General features: G+C 68.2%; 29 protein-coding genes, 2 tRNA genes and 1 pseudogene. 21 read left to right on the plus strand and 11 right to left on the minus strand.

Going from position 1 to position 25,776, the window contains the following annotated elements; all coding sequences use genetic code 11:
* The first annotated feature begins 435 nt into the window (after positions 1 to 435).
* Positions 436 to 768: a divalent-cation tolerance protein CutA gene (gene cutA, locus TBIS_RS01680; RefSeq protein WP_013130597.1), complete on the plus strand. Its 333-nt coding sequence runs from the start codon at positions 436 to 438 to the stop codon at positions 766 to 768.
* Here the strand turns inward: cutA and TBIS_RS01685 are convergent.
* Complete coding sequence (locus TBIS_RS01685) at positions 734 to 2,302, minus strand: NsdA family TPR-like regulatory protein (RefSeq protein ID WP_341849544.1); 1,569 nt, start codon at positions 2,300 to 2,302, stop codon at positions 734 to 736. The genes cutA and TBIS_RS01685 overlap by 35 nt on opposite strands.
* A gap of 224 nt (positions 2,303 to 2,526) precedes the next feature.
* Between TBIS_RS01685 and TBIS_RS01690 the strand changes: the two genes are divergently transcribed.
* Positions 2,527 to 2,868 carry a hypothetical protein gene (locus TBIS_RS01690; protein ID WP_148231431.1) on the plus strand — a complete coding sequence of 114 codons (342 nt, stop codon included), beginning with the start codon at positions 2,527 to 2,529 and terminating at the stop codon, positions 2,866 to 2,868.
* Positions 2,865 to 3,158: a hypothetical protein gene (locus TBIS_RS01695; protein ID WP_013130600.1), complete on the plus strand. Its 294-nt coding sequence runs from the start codon at positions 2,865 to 2,867 to the stop codon at positions 3,156 to 3,158. Before TBIS_RS01690 ends, TBIS_RS01695 begins: the two co-directional genes overlap by 4 nt.
* Before the next feature lie 173 nt (positions 3,159 to 3,331).
* Here TBIS_RS01695 and TBIS_RS01700 read toward each other — a convergent pair.
* The 3 genes and pseudogenes from TBIS_RS01700 to TBIS_RS01710 form a co-directional block, all read right to left on the minus strand.
* Positions 3,332 to 3,565: pseudogene (locus tag TBIS_RS01700) on the minus strand (GntR family transcriptional regulator); the annotation flags it as partial.
* 91 nt (positions 3,566 to 3,656) lie between these two features.
* Positions 3,657 to 4,001 (minus strand): hypothetical protein, encoded by a 345-nt coding sequence (locus TBIS_RS01705; RefSeq protein WP_013130602.1) that lies wholly within the window; start codon positions 3,999 to 4,001, stop codon positions 3,657 to 3,659.
* Entirely contained in the window at positions 3,998 to 4,405 is a 408-nt protein-coding gene (locus tag TBIS_RS01710; protein WP_241019819.1) for a hypothetical protein, read from the minus strand. Before TBIS_RS01710 ends, TBIS_RS01705 begins: the two co-directional genes overlap by 4 nt.
* An 85-nt stretch (positions 4,406 to 4,490) precedes the next feature.
* Here TBIS_RS01710 and TBIS_RS01715 point away from each other — a divergent pair, with 85 nt between their 5' ends.
* Positions 4,491 to 5,747 (plus strand): helix-turn-helix domain-containing protein, encoded by a 1,257-nt coding sequence (locus TBIS_RS01715; protein ID WP_013130604.1) that lies wholly within the window; start codon positions 4,491 to 4,493, stop codon positions 5,745 to 5,747.
* Here TBIS_RS01715 and TBIS_RS01720 read toward each other — a convergent pair.
* The gene (locus TBIS_RS01720) at positions 5,728 to 6,288 is read right to left on the minus strand and encodes an NUDIX hydrolase (RefSeq protein ID WP_013130605.1); all 561 of its coding nucleotides are present in this window, start codon (positions 6,286 to 6,288) and stop codon (positions 5,728 to 5,730) included. The genes TBIS_RS01715 and TBIS_RS01720 overlap by 20 nt on opposite strands.
* A gap of 217 nt (positions 6,289 to 6,505) precedes the next feature.
* On the opposite strand from TBIS_RS01720, the gene TBIS_RS19475 reads away from it, so the two are divergent.
* From TBIS_RS19475 to TBIS_RS18005, 5 genes are all read left to right on the plus strand, one after another.
* Complete coding sequence (locus tag TBIS_RS19475; protein WP_206771189.1) at positions 6,506 to 7,579, plus strand: restriction endonuclease; 1,074 nt, start codon at positions 6,506 to 6,508, stop codon at positions 7,577 to 7,579.
* On the plus strand, positions 7,482 to 7,853 hold the full coding sequence (locus TBIS_RS19995) for a DEAD/DEAH box helicase family protein (protein ID WP_280938086.1): 372 nt from the start codon (positions 7,482 to 7,484) through the stop codon (positions 7,851 to 7,853). Before TBIS_RS19475 ends, TBIS_RS19995 begins: the two co-directional genes overlap by 98 nt.
* Positions 7,745 to 8,410, plus strand: coding sequence for a helicase-related protein (locus TBIS_RS19480; protein WP_206771190.1), 666 nt, complete (start codon positions 7,745 to 7,747; stop codon positions 8,408 to 8,410). Before TBIS_RS19995 ends, TBIS_RS19480 begins: the two co-directional genes overlap by 109 nt.
* 97 nt (positions 8,411 to 8,507) lie before the next feature.
* Positions 8,508 to 9,227, plus strand: a complete 720-nt coding sequence (locus TBIS_RS19485; RefSeq protein ID WP_206771191.1) for a hypothetical protein — start codon at positions 8,508 to 8,510, stop codon at positions 9,225 to 9,227.
* 1,016 nt (positions 9,228 to 10,243) lie between these two features.
* The gene (locus TBIS_RS18005; protein ID WP_050760399.1) at positions 10,244 to 11,506 is read left to right on the plus strand and encodes a serine hydrolase domain-containing protein; all 1,263 of its coding nucleotides are present in this window, start codon (positions 10,244 to 10,246) and stop codon (positions 11,504 to 11,506) included.
* Between the two features lie 130 nt (positions 11,507 to 11,636).
* On the opposite strand, the gene TBIS_RS01735 is transcribed toward TBIS_RS18005, so the two are convergent.
* Together TBIS_RS01735 and TBIS_RS01740 are read right to left on the minus strand one after the other, a co-directional pair.
* Positions 11,637 to 12,170 carry a GNAT family N-acetyltransferase gene (locus TBIS_RS01735; protein WP_013130607.1) on the minus strand — a complete coding sequence of 178 codons (534 nt, stop codon included), beginning with the start codon at positions 12,168 to 12,170 and terminating at the stop codon, positions 11,637 to 11,639.
* Between the two features lie 41 nt (positions 12,171 to 12,211).
* Positions 12,212 to 12,595: an ArsR/SmtB family transcription factor gene (locus TBIS_RS01740; protein ID WP_013130608.1), complete on the minus strand. Its 384-nt coding sequence runs from the start codon at positions 12,593 to 12,595 to the stop codon at positions 12,212 to 12,214.
* Positions 12,596 to 12,713: 118 nt separating this feature from the next.
* Between TBIS_RS01740 and TBIS_RS01745 the strand changes: the two genes are divergently transcribed.
* The gene (locus TBIS_RS01745; protein WP_013130609.1) at positions 12,714 to 13,151 is read left to right on the plus strand and encodes an ArsI/CadI family heavy metal resistance metalloenzyme; all 438 of its coding nucleotides are present in this window, start codon (positions 12,714 to 12,716) and stop codon (positions 13,149 to 13,151) included.
* 162 nt (positions 13,152 to 13,313) lie between these two features.
* On the opposite strand, the gene TBIS_RS01750 is transcribed toward TBIS_RS01745, so the two are convergent.
* Together TBIS_RS01750 and TBIS_RS20000 are read right to left on the minus strand one after the other, a co-directional pair.
* Complete coding sequence (locus TBIS_RS01750) at positions 13,314 to 13,949, minus strand: cadmium resistance transporter (protein WP_013130610.1); 636 nt, start codon at positions 13,947 to 13,949, stop codon at positions 13,314 to 13,316.
* A 159-nt stretch (positions 13,950 to 14,108) separates the two neighbouring features.
* Positions 14,109 to 14,240 carry a hypothetical protein gene (locus TBIS_RS20000; protein WP_013130611.1) on the minus strand — a complete coding sequence of 44 codons (132 nt, stop codon included), beginning with the start codon at positions 14,238 to 14,240 and terminating at the stop codon, positions 14,109 to 14,111.
* A gap of 228 nt (positions 14,241 to 14,468) precedes the next feature.
* Between TBIS_RS20000 and TBIS_RS01755 the strand changes: the two genes are divergently transcribed.
* Both TBIS_RS01755 and TBIS_RS01760 read left to right on the plus strand, forming a co-directional pair.
* Positions 14,469 to 15,305 (plus strand): PP2C family serine/threonine-protein phosphatase, encoded by an 837-nt coding sequence (locus TBIS_RS01755; protein WP_013130612.1) that lies wholly within the window; start codon positions 14,469 to 14,471, stop codon positions 15,303 to 15,305.
* Between the two features lie 374 nt (positions 15,306 to 15,679).
* On the plus strand, positions 15,680 to 18,745 hold the full coding sequence (locus TBIS_RS01760) for a glycosyl hydrolase 115 family protein (protein WP_206771192.1): 3,066 nt from the start codon (positions 15,680 to 15,682) through the stop codon (positions 18,743 to 18,745).
* 192 nt (positions 18,746 to 18,937) lie between these two features.
* On the opposite strand, the gene TBIS_RS01765 is transcribed toward TBIS_RS01760, so the two are convergent.
* Together TBIS_RS01765 and TBIS_RS01770 are read right to left on the minus strand one after the other, a co-directional pair.
* Complete coding sequence (locus tag TBIS_RS01765) at positions 18,938 to 20,083, minus strand: glycoside hydrolase family 12 protein (protein WP_242384296.1); 1,146 nt, start codon at positions 20,081 to 20,083, stop codon at positions 18,938 to 18,940.
* 279 nt (positions 20,084 to 20,362) lie between these two features.
* Positions 20,363 to 20,707 carry an STAS domain-containing protein gene (locus TBIS_RS01770; RefSeq protein ID WP_158306165.1) on the minus strand — a complete coding sequence of 115 codons (345 nt, stop codon included), beginning with the start codon at positions 20,705 to 20,707 and terminating at the stop codon, positions 20,363 to 20,365.
* A 514-nt stretch (positions 20,708 to 21,221) separates the two neighbouring features.
* Between TBIS_RS01770 and TBIS_RS01775 the strand changes: the two genes are divergently transcribed.
* The 9 genes from TBIS_RS01775 to TBIS_RS01815 all read left to right on the plus strand — a co-directional run bounded on the left by TBIS_RS01775 (position 21,222) and on the right by TBIS_RS01815 (position 25,769).
* Entirely contained in the window at positions 21,222 to 21,431 is a 210-nt protein-coding gene (locus TBIS_RS01775; protein ID WP_013130617.1) for a hypothetical protein, read from the plus strand.
* 62 nt (positions 21,432 to 21,493) lie between these two features.
* Positions 21,494 to 21,940, plus strand: a complete 447-nt coding sequence (locus tag TBIS_RS01780) for a hypothetical protein (protein WP_013130618.1) — start codon at positions 21,494 to 21,496, stop codon at positions 21,938 to 21,940.
* An 86-nt stretch (positions 21,941 to 22,026) separates the two neighbouring features.
* Positions 22,027 to 22,099 (plus strand) — tRNA-Thr (locus TBIS_RS01785).
* 155 nt (positions 22,100 to 22,254) lie between these two features.
* Positions 22,255 to 22,327: transfer RNA gene (locus TBIS_RS01790), tRNA-Met, on the plus strand.
* Between the two features lie 82 nt (positions 22,328 to 22,409).
* Positions 22,410 to 22,574, plus strand: a complete 165-nt coding sequence (rpmG, locus tag TBIS_RS01795) for a 50S ribosomal protein L33 (protein ID WP_013130619.1) — start codon at positions 22,410 to 22,412, stop codon at positions 22,572 to 22,574.
* A gap of 387 nt (positions 22,575 to 22,961) precedes the next feature.
* Positions 22,962 to 23,411 (plus strand): MaoC family dehydratase N-terminal domain-containing protein, encoded by a 450-nt coding sequence (locus TBIS_RS01800; protein ID WP_013130620.1) that lies wholly within the window; start codon positions 22,962 to 22,964, stop codon positions 23,409 to 23,411.
* Positions 23,412 to 23,413: 2 nt separating this feature from the next.
* Complete coding sequence (locus tag TBIS_RS01805; RefSeq protein WP_013130621.1) at positions 23,414 to 23,842, plus strand: MaoC family dehydratase; 429 nt, start codon at positions 23,414 to 23,416, stop codon at positions 23,840 to 23,842.
* 74 nt (positions 23,843 to 23,916) lie between these two features.
* Positions 23,917 to 24,966 (plus strand): UDP-N-acetylmuramate dehydrogenase, encoded by a 1,050-nt coding sequence (locus TBIS_RS01810; protein WP_013130622.1) that lies wholly within the window; start codon positions 23,917 to 23,919, stop codon positions 24,964 to 24,966.
* A gap of 245 nt (positions 24,967 to 25,211) precedes the next feature.
* Positions 25,212 to 25,769: a TMEM165/GDT1 family protein gene (locus TBIS_RS01815; protein ID WP_013130623.1), complete on the plus strand. Its 558-nt coding sequence runs from the start codon at positions 25,212 to 25,214 to the stop codon at positions 25,767 to 25,769.
* The last annotated feature ends 7 nt before the right edge of the window (positions 25,770 to 25,776 follow it).

Genomic DNA, 25,776 nt, shown 5'->3' on the forward strand with positions numbered 1-25,776 from the left:
GCGCGGCCCGAGCCGCCGCCGTCCGCGACCGGCCCCCAGGCCGCACGCGCGGACGGCGGGCGGGCGAGGTGCCGCGTAGCGGCGGCGCCCCGCGCCGCCGCCTTGATCCCTACAAGAGTAATTCGGCAGAGATTCGGTTCGTGCTCAGAGGACTGAGCGGGGTTGATCCTGTCGTCGGCAAGGAGGACGAAGACAGCGGTCCTGCCGCCTAGCTTGAACGCGTGGAATGCCTCGAAGGCCCAAAATGCCTCGGCTTACTTCGCCATTTGGACTCTACTGGCAAAGCCGGAAAGAGACGGTGAGCCTGAGTGAGTCCTTTAGTCAGGCGGTGCGGAGAGCGCCCCTCAATCACTACCAGGGTGATCACCAGGCGTAGGCGGTCGACGTTATATGTCGATAGAGCGATCATCCTGAATAGATTTTTCCGGAGGGCTGATGGGCAACGAGATCGAAGTTCGCGTCACCACGAGCAAGCGGCAGGAGGCCGACCAGATCGTAACGGCGGTTGTGGCCCGACGCCTGGCGGCATCTGCCCAAGTGGTTGCGCAGGTTTCGTCCACATACTGGTGGGAGGGCGAGGTGCAGCAGGCGGAGGAGTGGTTGCTGCTGATGAAGACGACTGCCGATCGCTTCGATGATCTCGCCGCCTGCGTGCGTGAGTTGCACTCGTATCAGGTGCCGCAGATCGTGGCGGTGCCGATCGTGCGGGGGACGCCGGATTACCTGGAGTGGATCAGGCGGGAGACTGACCCAGGGCGCGGCGAGTAGCACGGAGGTCGCCGAGTAGCTCGCGAGCGGCCTGGTCGGGCCGGGCTGCGAGGGCCTTCTCTATCTTCGCGAGGTGCCGCATGCCCCAGCTCGATTCGGTGCGCTGGGCGGCTTCGAGGGCGCGGCGGGCGTAGGCGACTCCTTCGGTGATGTCGCCAAGCTGGAGCTGTGCCTGTGCGATGTCGGCGTACACGACGGATACGCGCTTTCGATCCTGGTCCGGACCGAGAGCCGCGAGGGCGGCTTGGCTGGCCTCTGTCACGCGCTGCTCATCGCCGAGCCGTACGTAGGTCGAGAGCTGGAAAGCGGCCATTCGTCCAGAATCGAGAAAACGAGTCCATGCCCGCTCTCGGTGAGGCCGGGCTTGATTGTGGGCCTCCTCGGCTCGCTGCAACAGCTCTACGGCTTGGCCATCGCCGAGTGCGGCCAGTTCTTCGGCTTCGCGGGCCAGCAGCCATGCCCGGGTCGCGTCGTCTCCCTCGGCTGGAAGGAACTGTTGTGCTCGCCGGATGTGCTCGACGGCTTCGGGGCCCGTGACCGCGTACGACCGGTAGGCGTAGGTGCATGCCTGGATGATGTGGTGTCCGCTCTCCTTCGCCGCCAAGGCGGCGACGCGCTCGAATGCGGCCGACTGCGTGGGCTGTTTGAGGTCCCAGGCGATCCAGGAGGCAAGGGTTGCGGCTTCGCCGGCGGTTGCCGCGAGGCGGCGCCGATAGCGCTCGGGCGGACCACTTTGGAGCAAGGTGCTCAGCTCATTGATGTGAGTCGTCAGCCCTTGATAGATGGCTCGGGCGGGCAGGACGGATTCCAGGCGATGGAATCCGATGGTCCGCGCTTCGAGCCGTTCAATCGTCTCCTCGTCGAGCATCTGCGGTCCTCTCAGCGCACGGGAAAGGCGTTTCCAGGGGTCCGCCATGGAGGCCGCGGTGTCGACGGTCATTCCAGCCGCGAGGAGCAGCATCGTTCGTCGGTCCATCTGAGAATCCAGCCTTCCCACTACCCACGCCAGCGTCAGAAGATCGACATCCCACAGGTCGTCACTTGGACGCGAGCCGAACAGCACGCCTTCGACGCTAAGGAGTTGTCCCGCTGGGGCCCCATCCCGAGAAGAGATAGCGCGACGGGATAAAACGGCCTCGATGATCTGGCCTCGGCCGGGTGAGCGGGGGGCGAGTCCGAGAGCGAGCCGAGCCGAGTCCGGCATGCGCAGCCCGTCGGCTATCCGCTCGAACACGTCGAGTGCGGTGACCTGGGCGGATCCGCGCATGATCTCGCTGACCTTGCCCTGGCTGAGATTCACCGCAATGCCGATGCGAGTCTGACTCACACCCGCGTATTGTCTGATAAGTCGGAAAACCTGTCCGATATTCCGTTTTTGTAGAGCGTCAAGCATTTCGGGGCGCTCCCAGAGATCGGGCGGTATCGTGACCGGTTCCGCCGCTTCTGCGGGCATAAGTCCTTCCCCTTGCATCGATTGACTGCTTGTATTTCCAAGCTTCCGGACTGGGGGTAACCCGTCAAGGGATATCGGCATGCCCGACTGGAATATCGGCGCGGGATGGGTTGAGCGGCCAGCAATTACGACCCTTGCCCCATGGTTACGGAGACGGAGAGGTGCTGTGCCTGCCGGGGGAAGGGCTGGCGGCTCGTTCGACGGGCGTCGGCGGATGCCGAGTACCGGCTTGACGGCGTGATCCTGAAGCTGTCCACGGTCACGTGTTTCGAGTGCTCGGGCTCAGGCCGTAGGGCGGTGGCGTCGTGAGCGCGGATCGGCTCGTGGCGGGTCGTCGTCCCCAGGCCCTCACCGCTGCTGAGTGTGCCGAGCGACTGCGCCGGGAGCTGGAGCAGTACGGCGTGGCCGCCGACGTTCACGAGGGGTTCGGGCTGGCGCTGGTGTCGGTCTGGGTCGACTTGGTGGTGTGGACCGACGGCCGCTGGTTCCGCTGGCGCTCGGGCCGTACCTCGACCAGCGGGCGGCCGGTCTACGCCTTCGCCCCGGCCTCCGATGTCGTGACCGCCGCGCGCCGGGTGGCTCATCGGTATGGGCAGCTGCGCCAGCAGTACCCTCCTCCGCCGTGGCTGGCAGGTGGTTCCTCGTGAACGTTCTCGACGAGCCGGACCGCCTGCACGGCGCGCACGTTCCGATCCGCCGGGGATCGGTCCGCCAACTGCAGTGGTGGGAGCCGACGCCAGCCGAGCGGGTGCGAGTCCTGGCCTGGACATGCGACTGTCAGGCCAGGTTCTACGAACTGTGTCAGTCCGGCGGGATGGTGTACATCCGTCGTACCGTCCAGAAGGACCCGGAACCGGAGATCTCCGAGACGCACCGGTGGCCGGTGCAGGAAGGCTGGAGGGTCTGGTTCGACCTGCTGACAGGTGAGGTCCGTTAGGCGGCGGTTTGGCTGCCTCGGGTTATGCGCTTCTGTCGGCCGTGGGCCTTCGCATGACGTGCTTGCACTGCTAGCCTGCTTGGCTAGACAAGCATGTTGATTGCGGGGCCCTGATGTCGTTTCAATACACTCCTCCCAAGTACGCCCAAAGGCCGGGCACGGTCGGCAGGGGGCTCCGGGGGGCGGCCTTTGACGAAGGACCCGCGCCCGTGCTCCCGTTCGATCCACCCTTGCATCGCAAGGGTCTGCAACGCCCGCACCACAGTGGTGCGGCCGACGCCGAACTCCCGGACAAGCTGCGTCTCTGAGGGCAGCATGTCGCCGGGTGCGTACTCCCCATCGCGGATACGCTGCTGAATCGCCGCGATCACCCGGGCGTACTTGGGAGGGGCGAAGTCCATGCTCACATCAACCGCCCGATCGGTCTTCCACTTGTTCGCATGAGCACAGTACCGGCAACCGCGCCCAGTGTCAGGACCTCCGCTGAACGTCGAAGGGTCATCTCACCTGACCGGACAGCAACGCCACCCACATCGTGCGCGCTTCCGCCAGCGGCCAAGCGTGACTTTCCCGCACCCGTGGCTTGGCCTGGCGGCCGTCATGACGCCGGATGAACGCCAGCCCGCCGGCCTCGCATAGCTCATACCAGGTCGTCCGGTGCTCATGGCAGGTCCAGGCCACCACCCTCACCCGGGCGAACCGGCGCGATTCATGCCAGGCCAGCTCTTCAGCGCCCTCCCGCCAAGGCAGGTGAACCGCCGGACAGGGCACGCGCGGCACCGCGCTCTTACTGCTCTTGGTGGTCCCGGTTGTCTGGGCGGCCGTCGTGGTCGTGCCGCTCACGGGCCGACCCGCTCGAACCGCACCGACCCGGCCGGGTCAAGAGTGGCGTGGAAGATCACCCGCCGGGACCATTCATCAGGCAGGACACCGAAGTCATAGAACCGGTGGATGATGCGCCCCCACGGCTTGGCAGCCGGGTCCATCCGGCGTAGCGCCGCCCGAAGCGCGTCCATCGAGGTGGCCTGCCAGGCGCTGGTTCCGCACGGCCCGAGCTGGTCAACTCCGTCGACAGGGATGAAGATCTCCCAGTCGAACATCTCCGCGAGTAGTTCGCCGCCCTCGCAGTACAGGCATTCCTCACGCGAGGAGGTGGCCAATCCCAAGGCTGCGGCGACATGCCCGCGCCGGGTCACGATCTTCCAGCCCCGGCCGCTGCATTGTGAGCACTTAACCAGGCGTGTCATGCCGCAAAGAATCGCCACCAGGCAGTTTGCACGCCTATTCCCCGCGGATATACCACCGGGGTATATAGGGTCTCGGTCGACGGCGATGCACGACCACCTCAAGGCAAAACGCCGGAGTGAGGGGATGCACGGGAACGCATTCGAGCCGATTCATATCCCTATTTGGGTTTGGGGCCGGGAAGAAACCCGCCAAATCCTCAAGAAACGTGATATGGCGGGCTTGTTCAACATCGCGCTCAAGTACGCGGGGGCCAGTCAGGTCCGCATCAGTGCCGCGACCGGCATCGCCCAGGGCCGCATCAGCCAGATCATGCGCGGTCAGCGTCAGGTCACCGACCTTGAGGTGCTCGAGCGCATCGCCACCGGACTCGGCTTGCCCGACCATGCCCGCATGCTGCTCGGCCTTGCCCCACTTGATCTTGCTTTCCCTACCGATGACCACGACGAGGAGCACCGACAGCAGGCCGAGGAACTGCGCACCCGGATCGAAGCGGCGGCCACCGTGGATGCCACGACGGTGCAGATTCTGGCCACCGATACCAACAACCTGCGCTTGCTGGATCGCCGGCTCGGCGGCCTGGCCATCGCCGACAAAATGCGCGCCCAAATATCCCAAATAGAACGCGTCCACCGCCACGCGGTACGGCCCGGCATACGCGCACAGCTGGCACATGTTCTGTCGGAAACCGCCGCTCTGGCCGGCTGGCAGGCCCTCGACCGGTGTGCCCTAGCCGACGCGTGGGACTACCACGAGACCGCCATATCCGCCGCCCGTGAAGCCGATGACCCCGCGCTGCTCGCCTACGCTCGCGGACAGCAGGCTTATGTTCTGATCGACCTGGGAAGGCCGGCGGAAGCCGCCGAGCTACTCCACCACGTCCGCCACACCTACGACCGCCGTGTTCCCGGCCATCTGCGTACCTGGCTCGCCGCCGCCGAGGCCGAAGCCGCCGCGATCCTCGGCGATGAGGCGACCACCCGCACAGCGCTCGACCAGGCCGCCACGCTCCTCCCCAAGGAAGACGCCGACCCGAGCTTGCCGTACGTGGCCCTCAACGCTCACCACCTGGCCCGCTGGCGCGGTAACTGCCTGGTTCGCTTCGGCGACCCCGAAACCATCGAAGATCTGCGGTCAGCGCTCGCGGGCATGGACGGCACGTTCAACCGCGCCGAGGCCGGGCTCAGATGCGACCTCGCCCACGCCCTGCTCGCGCGAGGCGAAGCCGAGGCCGCACAACCGCACCTTTACCGTGCCGAACACCTGGCCATGATGATTGGCTCACGCCGTCACGGCCGCCGTATCGCCGAGCTCAAGCGCGCGGTTACCCGCGCGCTCCGTTGAGCCGTTCCCGCGCGTACAACAGCCCCACCAAGCTCCCCGAATTCCAAATGTCGCCGCGGGCGATCATGTCCGGGAGCGCCTTCAACGGGATCCACTCAATGAGATCGGCCTCAACCTCCCCGGTCGGCTCTCCGATCAGCTCAGCCCCTCGCCCGAGGAACACGATGTGCTCAGAGTCAACCATGCCGACCATCGGCTGAAACGTGATTAAATGCTCGATCTCCACGGGCCGATATCCGGTCTCCTCCACCACCTCGCGAACGGCCGTCTCCATCGGGTCCTCACCGACCTCGACCAGCCCGCCCGGCAGCTCCCAGCCCCAGCGATCGAACAGGAACCGATGCCGCCACAGCATCAGCACCCGGTCCCGATCGTCGACCAGCACTGTCATGGCCGCCCGGCCCAGATGCACCGCGTGATGCTCGAACCGCTCCCCACCGGGGATCTCGACATCCACCAGGCCCAGCCGGATCCACCGGTTGTCGTAGATCAGCCGCTCACCATGCACGACCCAGCGCGACCGCTCTTCGTTGGTAGCCACACAGCGAAGCTACCGCCCAACATCGTCGACGTACACGGCAATGAGCACTACCGCGTTCTGTCGGTAACCCTCTACGCCCTACAAGATCCGTTCAGGCTAGGGATCAGCTATACCGTGGCCCACTAGTGCCGAACGTCGTAAAGTGCTGAGCACGCGTGATGCGATCTTCTCGGCGCGCGGGAACGCGTGCCGCCGACTGTGATGGGAACGGGGCGCAGTGGCCACGACCGCGACGGTGCACGACGTCATCAAAGCCATCCGTGACAGCTCGGACGTGAACCGCGACCGCGGAACGCTTTTCGAGAAACTGATGCTTCAGTACCTCAGCACCGACCCGCAATGGACCGAGCAGTTCACCCGAGTATGGATGTGGGCCGACTGGCCAGGGGCCGCTGGGGACAAGCGGGATGTCGGTATCGACCTGGTGGCCCAGGATCGCGAGACCGGCGGCTTCTGCGCTATTCAGTGCAAGTTTTACGAGCCCGACCACGTCGTACGCAAGGAAGACATCGATTCCTTCTTCACCGCCTCGGGCAAGGGCGGCTTCACGCGGCGTCTGATCATTTCGACGACGGACAAGTGGAGTGTTCACGCCGAGGACGCGTTGCGGGATCAGCAGATCCCGGTCACCCGTATCGGCCTGGCCGACATCGCCAACAGCCCGGTGGAGTGGCGCTTGGCCCAGACCATCGAGCAGGTGGAGCCGACGCTGCGGGCGAAGAAGACGCCTCGCAAGCATCAGCGTGAGGCGATCGACGATGTCTTCAAGGGCTTTGCCGAGCACAGTCGCGGCAAGCTGATCATGGCCTGTGGAACGGGTAAGACGTTCACCGCTTTGAAGATCGCTGAACGGTTGCAGGCCGAGCGCGCCCAGGCAGGGCATGGCGAGCGCACCACTGTGTTGTTCCTGGTCCCCTCCATCGCCCTGCTCTCCCAAGCCCTGCGCGAGTGGTCGAATGAGGCCGAGGAGCCGCTGCGTGCCTTCGCCGTCTGCTCGGATGCGAAGGTCGGCAAGCAGCACGCCGTGGGCGATGACAACGACATGGCCGTCCACGACCTGGCGCTTCCCGCCACCACCGACCCGGACCGGTTGCTCGCGCAGATGGCTGGCGTGGAGGCGACCCCCGGGGTTGACCGTTGTGTTCTCCACCTATCAATCCATCGCCACGATCGCGGCGGCGCAGAGGAAAGGGCTGCCCCGGTTCGATCTGATCATTTGCGACGAGGCGCACCGGACCACCGGCGTCACGCTGGCCGGCCAGGACGAGTCGGCGTTCGTCCGGGTCCATGACGATGCCTACATCGGCGGGGACCGGCGCCTGTACATGACGGCCACTCCGCGTGTCTACAGCGAGGACAGCAAGAGCGAGGCTAAGAACGCGGACGCGCTGCTGGCCTCGATGGACGATAGAGCCTGTACGGGCCGGAGTTTCATCGCCTGGGTTTTGGCAAGGCGGTGGAGCAGGGACTACTCACCGACTACAAGGTCCTCATCCTCACCGTGGACGAGGGCGTGGTGGCCAAGACCCTTCAGGCGGGCTTCGCTGGCGGCGGATCGGAGCTGAATCTGGACGACGCGGCGAAGATCATCGGCTGCTGGAACGCACTGGCCAAGCGCACCGGAACCTTCGCGGATGGTTCCGGGTTCGCCCCGGATGAACCGCCTATGAAGCGCGCTGTGGCCTTCGCCCGCTCTATTGCGGACTCAAAGATGATCACGGCGCGTTTCAACGAGGTGGTCGACGCCTACGACGATGGCGACGAGGACGTACTGCGCTGCGAGATCGAGCACGTTGACGGCACGTTCAACGCCCTGGAACGTAACAGGCTGCTGGACTGGCTCAGGCAGGATCCCGGCCCGGGCCGTGCCCGCATCCTGTCCAACGCCCGCTGCCTGTCCGAAGGCGTGGACGTCCCGAGCCTGGACGCCGTGCTCTTCCTCCAACCCCGTAACTCCGTGGTCGATGTCATCCAGGCCGTCGGCCGGGTGATGCGCCTGGCACCGGGTAAGAACTACGGCTACATCATTCTGCCCGTCGCCGTGCCCGCCGGGATGCCGCCGGAGAAGGCCCTGGCCGTTCAAGGTCGTCTGGCAGGTCCTTCAGGCGCTGCGCTCCCATGACGACCGCTTCAACGCGATCATCAACCAGATCGAGCTGAACAAGAAGCGGCCCGACAACAAGATCGGGATCGGCAGCATCGGCCCGCGTGATGAGTCGGTGGTCGGCAAGGACGGCTCCAGCACCGCCGACAGTGCTGGGAAGACCAAGGAGAAGGACGCCCAGGCCGCCCGGCACATCCAACAGGCGCTGTTCTCCATCGACGACTGGCGGGATGCGATCTATGCGCGCATCGTTGAAAAGGTCGGTGAGCGGCACTACTGGGAGGACTGGGCGAAGGACATCGCCCAGATCGCCAACAGGCACGTCACCCGCATCAAGGCCGCGTTGGCCATCCCCGAGAAGAAGGCCGTCTTCGAGGAGTTCCTTGGTGAACTGCGGGCGAATTTAAACCCCGGCATCGACGAGGACGACGCCGTTGACATGCTCGCCCAGCACATCGTCACCAAGCCCGTCTTCGATGCGCTGTTCAAGGACTACGACTTCGCTGCCCACAACCCGGTCTCCAAGGCCATGCAGCGGATGCTCGACATCCTCGACGACCAGGGCTTGGACGCCGAGACCAAGACCCTGGCGGACTTCTACCACTCGGTGCGGGTCCGCGCCGAAGGCATCGACAACCACGAAGGCCGGCAGCGCGTCATCGTCGAGCTGTACGACAAGTTTTTCAGAACCGCCCTGCCCAAGACCGCTGATGCGCTCGGCATCGTCTACACCCCCGTCGAGGTGGTCGACTTCATCATCCGCTCCGCCGAACAGGCCCTCGCCAAGCACCTGGGGCGCTCCCTGACCGATGAAGGCGTCCACATCTGGCGGTGAGCCTGCGACCGCGGCTTGCGCAGTAGTCCGAAGTGAGCGGCTCGTCCGTGTCCAGATCGGCTCTCGGGTGAGTCTGGCTATGAATACGCCCCGATGCGCTGACCTGGCTCCGCTCTGTCTTCGCCTTGCGCTTGCTATACGCCCAGCTCAAGGGGCCCGCCGTCGGCGGAGTGTCCGTGACGGCGTTCACGTGCGGTTCGACGGTGTGCGTGAAAATTTCCGTATTCCCGATTCCTGGTCCCATCGCAAGGATGATGGACAGCCGGGGTTCTGCCGGTATTTCGTTTTCCCCGACCCTTGGTTGCGCTGCGGAAACATTGTTCCGTACTCGTCGGTACCGTCTCCTCAAACCGGTGAGACAGATCGGTGCAGGTCGCTCGGCCCCGTGTCCGGCAGTCGCTCCGGCGACTCGAGCACCCATACGAGACCGGCCCCGCCGCGCAGCGAAGTGAGCCGTGATCGGCCGCGTGTCTAGGTGGCCTGGTACGGCGCGGTCGAGGGTCGGCGCGGATGGAACCGACGAAACGCCGACGACCGTGGATGACTCCCGCCAATCGAGGAGAAATGCATCGGCAGCGGCGTGTGTGCGCGAATCTCTCCGAGCCGGTCGAGGCCAGGCGGCCGTCGTGTGACCGGGCTTACGGCTGAAACCGATGGTTCTCCAACGATTCACGGCGGCTCTACGAATATGAAAAACCGCATCCATTGACGTTTGCGGTGCCGGTGAACGGAAAGCAGCCTCCCGGAAGAATGGCCCGCTGGGCGTTCCTTGGTTCATCGCATCAGGAAATGCCGTGATTCTGGGCAGTGGTACGTTTGCGGGAGAGGAAATGCCTAAATGTCCAAAAATCGTCGGGTTGCTGATGCTCGGCACCGCGCTGTCCAGCGGGACCATGCCTGTGGGCACTCCCGCCGCCGCGTCCACCGGCGGCGCAGCCGTGACCGGACTTGGCTCCGCTCACCGGGCCGCGCGCGCGGGCGGGCACGACGACCCACGTGACGGGCAATGGCAGTCAGTGCGCGCGCGTGAGCGTCAGCAGCAGAACCTGCTCCGCGACGTCACGCTGGCGCTCACGCCGATGCAGCAGAGCGAGACGGACTCGCGGGCCTTGCCGTACAACCGGCAGAAGACGGACGCGATGACCGAGTCTTACAGCGATCAAAGGGGCCTGTCGGATATCACGTCGCGCGCCTCCGGCGATCAGAAGAACTCGCCGGACACGAACCCGCCCGTCACGGCATGGGCGCCATCAGACAATGCCGCCGGTGCGGCGATGCTGGCGTATCTGCGGGATCTGGCCGCGCGAAACAGGTTCACCGGCTCGGCGCTGGTCGTACGGCGCGGGCGGGTGCTGGCGCGCTTCGCCGCGGGCTGGGCAGACGAGGAGAAGCGCATCCCCAACCGGCCGGACACGGTCTACCGGGTGATGTCGATCACCAAGCAGTTCACCTCGATGCTCGTGCTGAAACTGCGCGACCGCGGACTGCTCGAGCTGGATGACCCGATCTGCCCGTATCTCGTTCCGAAGTACCTCAAGACCTGCCCGGCCGCGTGGCGTCCCATCACGATCCGCATGACGCTCACCCACACCTCGGGCATCCCCAACATCGAGACGCTGCCCGGTTACCTCGCCAATGTCACGCGGCCGACCACGGTCCGGAAGCTCATCCGGCAGTTCGTGAACCTGCCGCTGGACTTCAAGCCCGGCACGAGTTGGAAGTACACCAACTCCGGCTACGTCCTGGCAGGCGCGATCATCCAGGCGGTGACGCACAAGCCGTACGGCGTCGTACTGCGCAAGCTGATCACCAAGCCGCTGAAGCTCCGGCACACCGGTTACAGCAGGACATATCCACCCCGCGGGTACGCGAAGGGCTACGTCAAGCCCGGGTCACCTGCCCCGCTGCTCAACGGCTCCGAGCTGTTCTCCGCGACCGGCCTCTACACGACCGTGGACGACATCGTCCGCTGGGACCGGGCGTTCGGCTCGTACACGGTCGCGCCGCCCGCCACGGTCAAGCAGGCGTTCACCCCGCAGGCGAAGTGCCCTCCCAACGGGTGCCTCAACCTGCCGTCGAGCGCGTACGCCTTCGGCTGGCTGGTCGACCGGCTGCAGGGACACCGGCTCCGGTATCACCCGGGTCTCTTCATGGGCTACACGGCGATGAACATGTACCTGCCCGACGACGACATCCAGGTCGTCGTGCTCAGCAACGTGCAGGACACCGATACCGCCGGGATCGCCCGCCACCTCGCCACGCTCGCTCTCGACCTCTGACGCACTGGCCGCCCGCGCCCACGGTCTGGCCCACCCCAGACGAGGCGGTCGGTGTGCGGCCCGCGCATGCGCCGGCCACCGCACCTCCGGAGGCAGGCCTGCCGGACCTGGTCTTGGCTGGAGAGACGGGTCACAGACCGGTGACGGTGCTCCGGCGTTCGAGGAGGATGACATCGCGCCAGCGGCCGTGGTGGCGGCCGATGCGGTGGCGGGTGCCGACCACGCGGAAGCCGGCCTTCTCATGCAGGCGCAGGCTGGCGGTGTTCTCCGGGAAGACGCCCGCCTGGATGGTCCAGATGCCCTCGGCCTCGGTGGACCGGATCAAGGCGTTCAGGAGCGCCAGTCCGATTCCGCGGCCGCCATGGTCGGGGTGGACGTACACGGAGTCCTCGACCACTCCGGCGTAGACGCATCGATCGGAGACCGCGCTGGCGGCGACCCAGCCGACGACCTGCCCGCTGGCGGTGTCGGCGGCGACGTACCGGTGGCGCGGCAGTTTCGCGGCGTCGAACGCCTCCCAGGTCGGTGCCGTGGTCTCGAAGCCGGCGTTCCCTCCGTCGAGACCCGCCTGGTAGATGGCGAGGACCTGCGCCGCGTCGGTCTCCCGCATGGGGCGGATCAGGATCCCGGACGGGGCGCCGGGCTCGTCTGAACTGTCGGACATGTGGGCTCCTGGATGAGGATTGGGATTGCTCGCCTCCATGGTCACGCGGTGCGGGCGGGTGCCGCCGGGCTGAGCAGGGACGCCATGCGGGCCAGCACCTCGGGCTTGATCCAGTAGAACACCCAGGTGCCCCGGCGCTCGGAGTCGATCAGGCCCGCCTGCTTGAGGACCCTCAGGTGATGGCTGATCGTCGGCGGAGTCAGATCGAACGCCGCTGTCAGGTCGCACACGCAGGTCTCGCCGGCCTCATGGCAGGCGATCAGGGACAGCAGGCGCAGCCGTACGGGGTCGGCGAGCGCCTTGAACAGCGGGGCCAGTTCGGCGGCCTCGCTCTCGGACAGCGGCTTGCACGCCAGTGGCGTGCAGCACGCCGTGGTGGGCGTGTCACCGTATGCGTCGGTGGCCGACAATGCTTGATTCGACATGTTTCTAATTTGACATCTGTCTAGACAGGGGCGCAAACTCCGGGTAGCCATTGATTAGAAGTTCATCGAAGCAGGCGGGTGGTTCGGTCCCGTCGCTTCACGGCCAAGGAGGACACCCGTGCCCCGTGTGCAACTCGCGCTGCGCGTCCCCGACCTCGAAGGCTCGATCGAGTTCTACTCGAAGCTGTTCGGCGTCGAGCCCGCCAAGCGGCGGCCCGGATACGTCAACTTCGCCATCGCCGAGCCGCCGCTGAAGCTCGTTCTGATCCAGGGCGAGGAGGGTGAGCCGACGCGGATGGACCACCTCGGCGTCGAGGTCGAGGATGTCGCCCAGGTCACCGCCGCGACCGAGCGGCTGAAGGCGGCCGGCCTGGCCACCCTCGAGGAGAAGGACGTCGCCTGCTGCTACGCCGTCCAGGACAAGGTGTGGGTCCGCGGGCCCGGGAACGAGCCCTGGGAGGTCTACGTGGTCAAGGCCGACGCCGACACCCTGACCAAGCAGGGCGGCTCCGCCTGCTGTGCTGGCGACGCCGGGCAGGAGACGGTGAGCGGGTAGGCCTTGTCGCCAGGCGGGACGACGCATGCCCGGTGATCACCATCGGCTGGTCGCCGGGCGTGCCGCATTCGGCGATGAAGTCAGTGCCGCATTCTGCGGCACCCGGAACCGTGCCCGTGGCGGAGCCATCCGGCCGGTCGAGGTCAGACAGGTCGGCAGGCGTCAGACCGGCTCGAGCAGGTGTCTGACCAAGTCGGCCAGCAGGCTGATCACGCCGGATTCGAGCACGATCACCAGGCCGATGGCGATGAACACCAAGGGCACGAGCCAGCGTCCGTACCGCTCCACGAACTCGATGATCTTCTTGTGCGAGCCGAGCCATGATCCGATCAGGCACCACACGGCGACCAGGACCGCGAAGACCGCGATGGTGATCAGCGACGCGCTCACGCCGATGGTGCGGAACACCGGCGTATAGACCGAGATGTTGTCCGCGCCGTTGGCGACGGTGATGCTCGCCACCGAGAGGAGCCCGGAGGCGACGGCCGGTGGCGATCCGTCGGCGGGATCCTTGGCGCGTACGGCTTCGATCAGGCCTCGCACCCCCATGGCGAGTGGCAGCGAACCGACCAGGCCCACCCATGGGTCGGGGAGGATGGCCAGGCCGAGCGCGGCGATCACGGAGACCACGACCGTCACCGCGATGCCGGTGTACTGGCCGGCGATGATCTGCCAGGGGCGAGGCAGCCCGTGGGCGCGGGCCGACAGGAACAGCACGGTCAGGATGACGATGTCGTCGACGTTCGTGCCCGCGAAGACGGCACCCGCGGTGCCGACCGTGCCGAGGATGCCGTCCACGGGCGATCAGCCTAGACGGGTGCATCCGTCCGCGCGCTGCTCGTTCTGCCGAAGGGTGAGGCGGGCGGCCGACGTGGCTGGACCACCTCGGTGCCGAGGCCGAGGATGTCACCGGTCGCTCGTGGCGGCCGCCGCCGCGCGGCCTCGTTCACCCGCGGGTCAGCCGCCCGCTCCGACGAGACGCTCCCGCGCGTACCGCAGCCCGATCAGGCTGCCCGAGTTCGCGTGCTCGCCGGGCAGCCGCGCCGAGGCGACGCCCTCCAGTACGGCGCCGCCGGACGCCTTCGGCATGGCACCGCCGTGTGGCGTAAGTACCTCGGTATGGCACCACCGCCCCGCGGCGTCCTCGCGCATTGCCATCGCGCCACGTGATCTCCCGGTACGGCCCGGCCAGCGCGTCGGCACCGACCCGCCTGCCGGGCCGCCGCACCGAGGCGATGCTGTACGACCCCGCCGAGCGGGGAATCAACTGCCGGCGGAACCGGCAGATCGGCTCAACCGGCATGAGGGACTCTGATCGTGCGTGTGACCTTCGCCAGTGAACCCGCCACTCCCGCCCACCCCAACGAGGACTTCGTCGGCGCGACCGCGGACGCCGCGGTCTTACTCGACGGCGCCAGCGCCCCCGCCGGGGTCACCTCGGGCTGCTCCCACGGGGTGCGGTGGTACTCCCACACCCTCGGCGCTCTCCTGCTCGCCGAGCTGACGGAGAGCACGGAGCCGTTGCCCGAGATCCTCGCCCGGGGCATCGAGCGCGTGACCTCGCTCCACCAGGACACCTGCGACCTGTCGCGCGGGGACTCCCCGTCGGCCACGGTGGTGATGCTGCGCCGTACCGGGGACCGGGTGGACTGGCTGGTGCTGTGCGACTCGGTCCTCCTGCTCGACACCGGCGCTGCCGAGCCGACGGTGGTCTGCGACGACCGGCTGAACCACCTCCTCAAACCGTCCCGCGACCGGGTGCGCGCGCTCGAACCGGGGACGCCGGAGCACGCCGAGGCGATGCGCGAGCATGTGGCGCTGGTGAACGAGTGCCGCAACCGGGACGGCGGCTTCTGGGTGGCCTCCACCGATCCGCGCGCCGCCGAGGAGGCGCTCACCGGCTCGGTCCCGGCCGAGAAGGTCCGCGCGGTGGCGCTGCTCAGCGACGGCGCGTCCCGCCTGGTCGACCGCTTCCACCTCGCCACCTGGCGCGAGGTGGTCGGCATGGTCGACCGGTACGGCCCGGCCGAGCTGATCCGCCGGGTGCGGCGGGCCGAGCGGTCCGACCCGGATGGGAAGCGCTGGCCGCGTGGCAAGCCGAGCGATGACGCGTCGGCCGTCTACTGCACCCACCTGAACGGCCACCGGCCCTGACCCGCCCGCGCGCGCCAAAGGGCGGCCCGGCCCGGCGCCTCTTTAACATCTCCGAAAGTCAATTTTCGATCGTATACCTAAGTCCCCACCTATTCAGCCGTTCTGCCGGGCCGTCCCCGTAATCGCCGCCGACCGTGCGAAATACCTGCATGTACGGCATCGGGCCAGACCGCCGGCGGTCTCCCGCAACCGGCGACCGAATTGACTCCGCATATTGACCGCCGTCCGGCCCGCTGGATAAGATCCGAGCGAAATCAAAATATTTCCGAAAAAGTAAGAAACTTTCGGAGACCTCCTGAGCCGTGAACCGCCGGCTCGGGACCGCCACGGCCGAGGGTCGCCCCGGTCGGGCTCTCCGCCGCGAGCAGAAGGTGGTGACGGTCACGCACTCCTCCGGCTCCGACCTCCAGCGGATCGGTTCGTACATCGCCGCCGAGCCGGGACCCGGGCGGTTCCCGCTGGTGGCCGGCGGGAAGGCGGCCCCGCTGGTGGTCGCCTCAGCCGACCACCGCGGGGTGCTCCGGGTGGTGAACGACCTCCAGGCGGACATCGAACGGGTCACCGGGGTACGGCCCGCGGTCGTCCACGACCGCGTCCCGGACGCGGACGAGGTGGTGCTGATCGGCACCATCGGCGCAAGCCCGCTGATCGACCGGCTGATTGCCGAGGGCCGGCTCGACGTGACCGGGATCGCCGGCCGGTGGGAGACCTCCCTCGAGCAGGTGATCGAGGACCCGCTGCCCGGGGTGCGCCGCGCCTTCGTGATCGCCGGCAGTGACCAGCGCGGCACGATCTTCGGCGCGTACGACGTGTCCCGGGAGATCGGCGTCTCCCCCTGGTACTGGTGGGCCGACGTGCCCGTCCCGCACCGGGACGAGCTGTACGTGCTGCCGGGCCGGCACACCCAGGGGACCCCGAAGGTCAAGTACCGGGGCTTCTTCATCAACGACGAGAACCCCGCGCTCGGCACCTGGGCGCCCGCCTACTTCGGCCCCGGGTACGCCCCCGGCCACCCGGGCGGCTTCACCAGCAGGTTCTACGCCAAGGTGTACGAGCTCATGCTCCGGCTCAAGGCCAACTACCTGTGGCCGGCCGTCTGGGGCAGGGCGTTCGCCGAGGACGACCCGGACAACCACCGGGTGGCCGCGGAGTACGGCGTGGTGATCGGCACCTCGCACGAGGCGCCGATGATGCGGGGCATCGAGGAGTGGAACCGGCACGCGGTGCCCGCGCAACGAGACGAGGCCGGGTACATCGTCGTCCCCGGCCACGACCCGTACGACGGCACGGGCGAGTGGAGCTTCCGCCGGAACGGCGAGGCGATCAAGCGGTACTGGGCCGACGGCATCCGCCGGATGCGCGAAGAGGGCTTCGAGGGCGTGGTCACCCTCGGGATGCGCGGCAACGGCGACCTCAGCCTGCCCGACGGCGACGGCATCGACCTGATGGAGAGCATCCTCGCCGCGCAGCGGGAGATCCTCGCCCGGGAGAGCGGCCGGGACGTGACCACGATCCCGCAGGTCTTCACCCTCTATAAGGAGGTCCAGCGGTACTGGGACAAGGGCCTGCGCCCGCCGGACGACGTCACGGTCATCTTCTGCGACGACAACTGGGGCAACCTCCGCAAGGTGCCCGACCCGAAGTTCCCCGCGCGCAGCGGCGGCTACGGGCTGTACTACCACTTCGACTACGTCGGCGACGGCCGCAACTACAAGTGGGTCGACACGGTCAACCTCGCCAACACCTGGGAGCAGCTCCACCTCGCCTACCGGTACGGCATCGACCGGCTCTGGGTGGTGAACGTCGGCGACCTCAAGGGCGAGGAGCTGCCGCTGCAGTTCTTCCTCGACTACGCGTGGGACCCGGACCGCTGGCCGCTGGAGCGGCTCGGTGAGTGGCGGCGGCGGTACGCGGCGCAGAACTTCGGGCCGGAGCACGCGGACGAGATCGCCGAGATCCTCGACCGGTACGGCCGGCTGCAGTCCCGCCGCAAGCCGGAGCTGACCAACCGGCGGATCACCGTGGACCCGGCCAAGGACCTCGCCACCGACCCCGGCGCGGTGGTGTACGACGACGAGGCGAGCCCGTTCCGCCTCACCGCGTACCGGGAGATGGACCGGGTCACCGCTGAGTGGCGGCGGCTCGCCGAGCGGGCCGAGCGGGTCCGCGCCGCGCTGCCGAAGGAGTACGACGACGCGTACTACGAGCTCGTCTACTACCAGGTGAAGGCGACGGCGAACCTGTACGAGCTGCGCCGGGCGCAGTTCCTCAACCGCCACTACGCCGAGCAGGGCCGCGCGGCCGCCAACGACCTCGCCGACCTCGCCGAGGAGCGGTTCGCCGAGGACCAGGCGATGTCGGACTACTACAACAACGAGCTGGCCGGCGGGAAGTGGCGCGGCTTCCAGACCCAGCCGAAGATCGGCTACGGGGACGTGGCCCGGTACGGCCCGGACGCCGGATGGCAGCAGCCCGAGCGGGACAACGAGGCGCTGCCCGACGCGATCTACCCGCCGCTGCGGCGGATCGAGCTCCCCGAGAAGGCCGAGCTCGGGGTGGCCGTCGACGGTTCCGACTCGTGGTGGCCGCACGAGACGTCCCCGGCGACGCTCCCGGTGTTCAGCCCGTACCAGACCCAGCCGCCGCAGTACATCGAGGTGTTCAACCGGGGCACCGTCCCGTTCGAGTACACGATCGAGCCGGCCGTGCCGTGGGTGACCGTGACCCCGGCCGCGGGCCGGGTGGAGAAGGAGGTCCGCGCGGTCGTCGAGGTCGACTGGAGCCGGGCGCCCGTGGGCCGCACCGAGGTGCCCATCACCATCAGTGGGGCGGGTACGACCGTGGAGGTCCTGGCGATCGTCGACAACCCGGCCCTGCCGCGGCGGGAGTTCCGGGGCCACGTGGAGGCGAACGGGTACGTGGCGATCGAGGCCGACCACTACACCCGGGCGGTGAACACCGACGGGATCACCTGGACGCTCATCCCGGGCATCGGCCGGACCGGGAACGGCATGACGCCCTTCCCGGTCACCGCCGGACGCCGGACCCCCGGCGGGGACGGCCCGCGGCTGGAGTACACGGTCACCCTGTTCACCGCCGGCGAGGTCAGGGTCACGGCGTACCTGTCGCCGCGGAACAACGTCTTCGCCACCGACGGCCTGGCGTACGCGATCTCGATCGACGACGCCGAGCCGCAGATCGTGAACATCACCAAGGCCACCGGCGCCGACGACACGGCGATGAACCGCCAGTGGCAGCGGAACACCTCGGACAACATCAACGTGACCACGACCGTCCACACGGTCGGCGCTCCCGGGGTGCACACGCTGAAGTTCTGGATGGTGGACCCGACCGTGGTCGTGCAGCGGCTCGTGGTGGACACCGGCGGCCTGCTCGACAGCTACCTGGGGCCGCCGGAGAGCCTGCGGGTCGCGTCGTAGCCGGCCACGGCGGCCACGGTGACGGCCTCCTCCCGGGGGAGACGATCCCCGGCCGCGGCCTCCACGCCCTCCGCCGACCGGAACGGGCCGCGGCCGGGGAACAGGGCCGGTCCGGTGTATCACCGCACCGGACCGGCCCGCGGCTTCGCCGTACCGCCCGCCGTGGACCTCAGCGATCAGGGCACGGCGTGGTCAGGCGGTCTGGCACCGGGTGCCGTTGAGGGTGAAGTCCGCCGGATCGCCGTTCGACCCGGTCCAGGTGCCCTGGAACCCGAACGACACGGACCCGCCCGGCGGGATGCTCGCGTTGTACGACATGTTCTGCGCGGTCACCGTGGCGCCGCTCTGGGAGATCGTGGCGTTCCAGCCGTTGGTCACCCGCTGGCCGCTGGGGAAGGTGAAGGTCAGGTTCCACCCGTTGATCGCGGACGAGCCGGTGTTGGTGACGGTGACGTCGGCGGTGAACCCGCCCAGCCACTCGTTCTTGCGGTAGGCGACCCGGCACGCGGCGCCGCCGGGCGGCGGGCTCGCCGGCGGCGAGGTGGTGACCGGCGGGCTCGGCTCGGTGGGATCGGAGCCGCCGACGCTGTAGGAGAACTCGTTCACGGTGAGCCCGGTGCCGCCGACCCACGGCTCGAACCCGGCCTGCACGCTGGTGAGGTACCACGACCGCTGGGCGTACCCGCGGCGCACCGCGTCATCGAAGAACTCGCGCACCGCGAAGCTGATCGAGTCGACCGGGGTGGTGCGCACGTACGAGATGACGTTCCAGCCGGTGTTGCCGTACCAGACCTCCCAGGTGGCGCCGGCGAGGTTCACCGTGTCGACCCGGGAGCCGATCGGCTGGATCGAGCCGACCCGGTTGAGCCAGACCATGATCTCGGCGCCGGTGTTCTGCCCGTCGGTGCGCGGGGTCGGGTCGAACCACAGGTCGTACGAGGCGTTGTAGACCCCCGAGCTCGGGTAGGTCATCCGCACGCTGGTCCGGATGGTGTCGAACAGGCTGTCGGTCGCCTGCATGGGGAGCCGGCTCCCCGAGGAGCAGGTGCCGTAGTGGCAGCCGGCGAAGACGGACGGGTACGCGCCGGGTGCCCCGTTGGTGGGCTTGTTGTGGTTCGCCTGGCTCACCGTGAAGCCGGTGTCGGTCACGGTGATGCACTGCTGGATGTCGCTGCCCCAGTTGTTGTTCTGGACGACGTACTTGCCGCCTTGGATGGTGGTGGTGCCCCACTTCTCGCAGATCACGGTGTCCGCCTGCGCCGCCGAGGTGGCGATGACGAGCGAGGCGGCGACCGAGCCGAGCACGGTCAGCCCGGCGAGGAACCGTCGCATGCTCATGGCATGGACCATGACAGGGGCCGCGGCGGGGCGCATGGGTCGATTCCCGTCATGCCCGGCACGACCGTCGTGACCAGGGGGAACAGCGCGTCATCAGGTGAATCTTTCAGGGGTGCGCGCCGATTGACCCGTTGCCGGTGATTCGCCGGACCGTTCCGGCCTTCGGGTGGCCGGCGGCGGGATTCCGATGCGCCGGATCCGTGGTCCGGATCCCTTATGGCGTACGAATGGAATTCGTTTCGGTACGGATTTCTCCCCGGGCCAGGGCCGGTGGGCGGATCAATTCCGGGCGGGCTCCGGGATGGCGGCGGCCGAGTCGAAAACCGGGAAGAGCCGGTTGAGATTGGTCCACTGCAGGATCCGCTTGACCTGGCCGCGCGGGCCGATGAGCGCCAGGTCGCCGTTCTTCTCCCGCAGCTTGTTGAGCAGGCGGACGAGCATGCCGAGGCCGGTGGTGTCGATGAAGTTCACCGCGGTGAGGTCGACGGCGAGCCAGGGGCCGTGGGCCGCGATCGCCGTGAGCACGGGACGGCGCAGCTCGTCCACCGCGTAGAGGTCCAGCTCACCGCGCAGGCTCAGCACCGTCCACTGAGTAGAGCCGGGCGTGTGTATGGTCCACGTCACCACCGTGCTCTCCCTGTCGTCTCGCCCTGGTCGCGGTCGATGGCTCGCCTCCCCCGAGGCCGTCCGAAATGCACTTAGTGGGACGAACTATTCAGCCAATTGTCAACGCGCGACAAGTTTTCTTCCATCGAGGGTAACAGTGTTTACCCTCGGTAGCGCGCATTGCAGGTGACCGGCAGCGGTCATTCCGTACGTAATTCGCCGTCGAATATTCGGCGGTGCACTTCGGGCATTCGCCCGCCGATCGCGCGCCGGGTCCGGAGCCCTGGACCGGTGTGCCCCGGCACGCCGTGATGGCGCATCGTCCCAGGCCGCGGCCGGTTCGAGCCGGCGCAGGCCCTACCCGGTGGCCCCGGAGCCAAGCGGAGGGTGGCCGCAAAGGCAGCGCCGCCGTGAGCGGGGGTGGGGACCGTGGGCCGCTCGGGCCGCGGGGACGGCCGTCCGCCGGTCACAAGTGAGCGTCGATACCCCGGGGATGTGTGGTGACCATGGGATTCGCGATAGCTTGTGGGCCATGCGCAGCCGATGGATCGGACCAGACGGTTATGAGATCGTGCCGGCCCGCATCGGCGGCAGGCAGGTCCTCCGCGTCCAGCGGTACGGCGACTTCGTCGCCGACTGCCTGTCCGTGGAGGAGGTGGCCCAGTATGTTGATCTGGCCGACCTGTGTGAGGTGATCCCGCTCCCGGTCCGGCGCGACGACACGCAGACCGCGGTCCGGTAGCCGGCACCGCCGCACGGCGTAACCCCCTCCGCGCCGGGCAACGAGACCACTGAGGGGGAACGATGCGCCTGCCGCTCACCGCGTGCCTGATGTACCGGGCGACGCTGGCCGTGTCGATGCTCGGTCTCGGTCTGACCGCCTGCGCCTCTCACCGGGAGACCCCCACGACCGCCCGGCCGCAGGTCTACGTGCTCAACTTCTACGGCGCCGAGGAGGGCCGGGCCGAACAGCGCCCGCGCGATCTGGTGCTCTCCGAGTTCACCACGATCAACGCGGTGACCTGGCAGAGCTGGGGGCCCACCCGGGCCGTCGGGCGGGGCAAGCTCTCCGGGATGTGGTGCCTGCCCGAGTGCGGGGACGCTCCGTACGACGCCACGGTGACCCTCGGCGCGGTCGTTCCGGTGCGCGGGAAGGGCTATTTCAGCAGGTACGCGGTGACGGCGCGGCTCCCGGACGATCAGCGGAAACGGGCGGACCTGACCGGGCGGCTGCCCATCCCCGGCGAGTGAGGAAAAGTCCCCGATTCGATTTCGCATCCGCCCCGGAGGGTGTGTATCGTATGTGGTGTCCACCGCGGACACCGCGGATGCGACAGGCCCCTATAGCTCAGTCGGCAGAGCGTCTCCATGGTAAGGAGAAGGTCAACGGTTCGATTCCGTTTGGGGGCTCTGGGCGAAGTCCTATCCGGGCGGGAGAGCTCGGATGGGGCTTTTGGCGTGGCAGGGATCTCCCCCTGGGTCCCGATCACGCAGACCGGTGCGATACGCGAACGCCGGTACCGATCGGGTATCCTGAGCACGCCGGTCCCTGTCATACCGGTCAAGGCGGAGTAGCTCAGTCGGCAGAGCAAGCGGCTCATAATCGCTGTGTCGCCGGTTCAAGTCCGGCCTCCGCTACTATCCACGCCGGGCCACCGCGAGACCGCGGTCCCGGCCTGGTTTGTGTCCGTAGTTCCCAGACCGAGAAAGGCACTCCCACGTGGCTTCCACCGACGTTAGGCCGAAGATCACGCTGGCCTGCCAGGAGTGCAAGCACCGCAACTACATCACGCGGAAGAACCGTCGGAACGACCCCGACCGGCTCGAGCTGAAGAAGTACTGCCCCAACTGCAAGACCCACCGCGTGCACCGCGAGACTCGCTGATCACGGGGTCGCGAACTCGCGCTTGCGGTTCCACGATCGTGTGCCACGATGGACCGGCGTTCCTGGGCGGGAGCGCCGGTTAGTCGTTTCTGGGCACGTTCGAGCGGCTTCTTCCGGTCCGGTTGAGCGGGCCGGCGCGCCATGGACGCCTTCCGGCCTCGCTTCGCGGCTCGGCCTCGCGTCGCGCCCCCACACGGCGGCCGATGGTCCCCGGGTACGGCGACCGCACCGCCGCCGGCTTCGGGGAGGGGATGCACCGGGAACCTGACCGGCGGGCCTCCGGGGGTCATGGGAACCCGGGACGCCCGGCGCTGCGGGACACCGCCCGGCCGCGGGTGCTGTTACCGTCGGCTCGACAGCTGTTCAGCCGCGAAGGAGCACGGCCTGATGGCGTTGAACCGTGATTTCATCGGGCGGTCCGGCAAGTCCTCCGCCCCTTACGAGGTCAGCCGCGTCAAGATCAAAGAGTTCGCCGAGGCGATCGGCGACATGAACCCGATCTACCACGACCGGGAGGCCGCCATCGCGGCCGGGCACCCGGACGTGGTCGCGCCGCCGACCTTCCCGATCGTGTTCAGCCTCGCGGAGGCGGGCAAGGTGCTCAGCGACCCCGAGCTCGGGCTGAACTACGCCATGGTCGTCCACGGTGAGCAGCGGTTCGAGTACGACCGCCCGATCTACGCGGGGGACCGGCTGCTCACCACCACCACGATCACCGAGATCCGCAGCGTCGGCCGGAACGAGTTCGTGACCCTGCGGAGCGACATCACCACGGTCGACGGGGAGCCGGTCTGCCGGGCCTACTGCATGCTGGTCGAGCGCGAGGGGGCGGCCTGACGATGACTGCCAAGGTCAAGTACGACGAGGTCGAGGTCGGCCAGGAGATCCCGGCCGCCGGCTACCGGGTCCGCCGGCTGGACCTGGTCAAGTACGCCGGCGCGTCGGGCGACTTCAACCCGATCCACTGGAACGAGCGCTACGCCAAGTCGGTCGGCCTCCCCGACGTCATCGCGCACGGCATGTACACCATGGCCCAGGGCGGCCGGTTCCTCACCGACTGGGCGGGCGACCCGGCGGCCGTGGTGGAGTACGGCGTCCGGTTCTCCTCCATGGTCGTGGTCCCCGACGACGAGGAGGGCGCGACCGTCACGGTGAGCGGGCGGATCGAGGAGAAGCTGCCGGACAACCGGGTCGTGGTGGCGCTCACCGCCACGTCGAACGGGAGCCGGGTGCTGTCCAAGGCGCGTGCCGTGGTCCGGCTCGCCTGACCGGCGGCTCACTATCCTGATCGCCCGGGACCGCCGAGGCGGCCGGTCCCGCGAGACGACCGACGAGGGGACGCATGACCGACCGGTTGGCAGGGGTACGGCTCGCGCCGTACACGACGTTGCGGGTGGGCGGCCCGGCCCGGGCGTTCGCGGAGGCCGGCTCGGCCGAGGAGCTCATCGGGCTGGTCGCCGGCGCCGACCGGGACGGCGAGCCGGTGCTGGTGCTCGGCGGCGGGAGCAACCTCGTCGTGGCCGACGAGGGGTTCGCCGGGCTGGTCGTCCGCGTGCGCAGCCGGGGCGTGGCCGTCTCGGCCGAGGGCGAGCGCGTGGTGGTGACCGCCGAGGCCGGGGAGGACTGGGACGCGCTGGTCGCCCGGTGCGTGGCCGAGGGCCTGGCCGGCATCGAGTGCCTCTCCGGCATCCCCGGCCTGGCCGGGGCCACCCCGATCCAGAACGTCGGCGCGTACGGCCAGGAGGTCGCCCAGACGATCACCTCGGTCCGGGTGTACGACCGGCGGGCCGGGGCGACCACCGTGCTCACCCCGGAGGAGTGCCGGTTCGGGTACCGGCACAGCCTGTTCAAGGAGGATCCGGGCCGGTACGTCGTGCTGAGCGTGAGCTACGCGCTCACCCGGTCCCGGCTCTCAACGCCCATCGCCTACCGGGAGCTCGCCGCCGCGCTCGGCGTGGAGCAGGGGGAGCGCGCGCCGCTCGCCGAGGTCCGCGCCGCGGTGCTCGAGCTGCGGCGGCGCAAGGGCATGGTCCTCGACCCCGGGGACCCGGACACCCGGAGCGCCGGGTCGTTCTTCACCAACCCGATCCTCACCCGCGAGCAGGCGGCCGAGCTTGAGCTGCGCGCCCCGGGCTTCCCGCGGTGGGACATGCCGGACGGGACGGTGAAGGTCCCGGCCGCGTGGCTGATCGAGAACGCGGGGTTCCCCAAGGGCTACGCGCGGGGCCGGGCGCGGATCTCCACCAAGCACACGCTCGCCATCACCAACCCGTCGGGCGAGGCCACGGCGCGCGAGGTGCTCGCGCTCGCCCGGGAGATCCGGGCCGGCGTGCAGGAGAAGTTCGGGGTGGAGCTCGTCAACGAGCCGGTGATGGTCGGGATTTCGCTGTGAACGTAACCGCCCGACCGGGCCGTGCGGGCCGGTAAGGTAGTTGAAGCCCGAAGGGGAGTAGTCCGGAATTCACCGATCGACATACTGGCCTGAGCCCAGAGGGGTTCCGGCCCGGTCGTGAAGCCCATGTGGCGGACGAGACCTTCGGCCCGACAGCCGTACGTTCGTGCTGCCGGGCCGGAAGTCCGACCGCCTCAGGGCGCGGGGAACGGCCCGGCAGACGCCCGAGTCGAAAGGCGTCTCGCGTGCAGGCCTTCTGGACCTCTCTGGCAGTGATCTTCGTGGCCGAGCTGGGCGACAAGAGCCAGCTCATGGCCATGACCTTCGCGACCCGGTTCAGGGCACTCACCGTTCTCACCGGCATCACCCTCGCCACGCTCCTCGTCCACCTGGTGAGCGTCGTGTTCGGCCGCGCGGTCGGCGACGCGCTCCCCGAGGGCCTCATCTCGGTCATCGCGGGGCTCGCGTTCCTCGGCTTCGCCCTGTGGACGCTCCGCGGGGACGAGCTCAGCGAGGAGGAGAAGAGCAAGGCGGCCACCGTGACCCGCAACGCCCTGATCGCGGTCACCGTGGCGTTCTTCCTCAGCGAGCTCGGCGACAAGACCATGCTCGCCACCATCACGCTCGCCACCCAGCACGGCTGGTTCGGCACCTGGATCGGCTCGACGCTCGGCATGGTCGCCGCGGACGCCGTCGCCATCCTCGTCGGCCGCTACCTCGGCACCGCCCTCCCCGAGAAGTGGATCAAGTACGGCGCGGCCGCGGCGTTCGCGGTGTTCGGGGTGCTGCTGCTGATCGGGTAGCTCGCCC

The organism is Thermobispora bispora DSM 43833 (genome assembly GCF_000092645.1).
GTDB lineage: Bacteria > Actinomycetota > Actinomycetes > Streptosporangiales > Streptosporangiaceae > Thermobispora > Thermobispora bispora.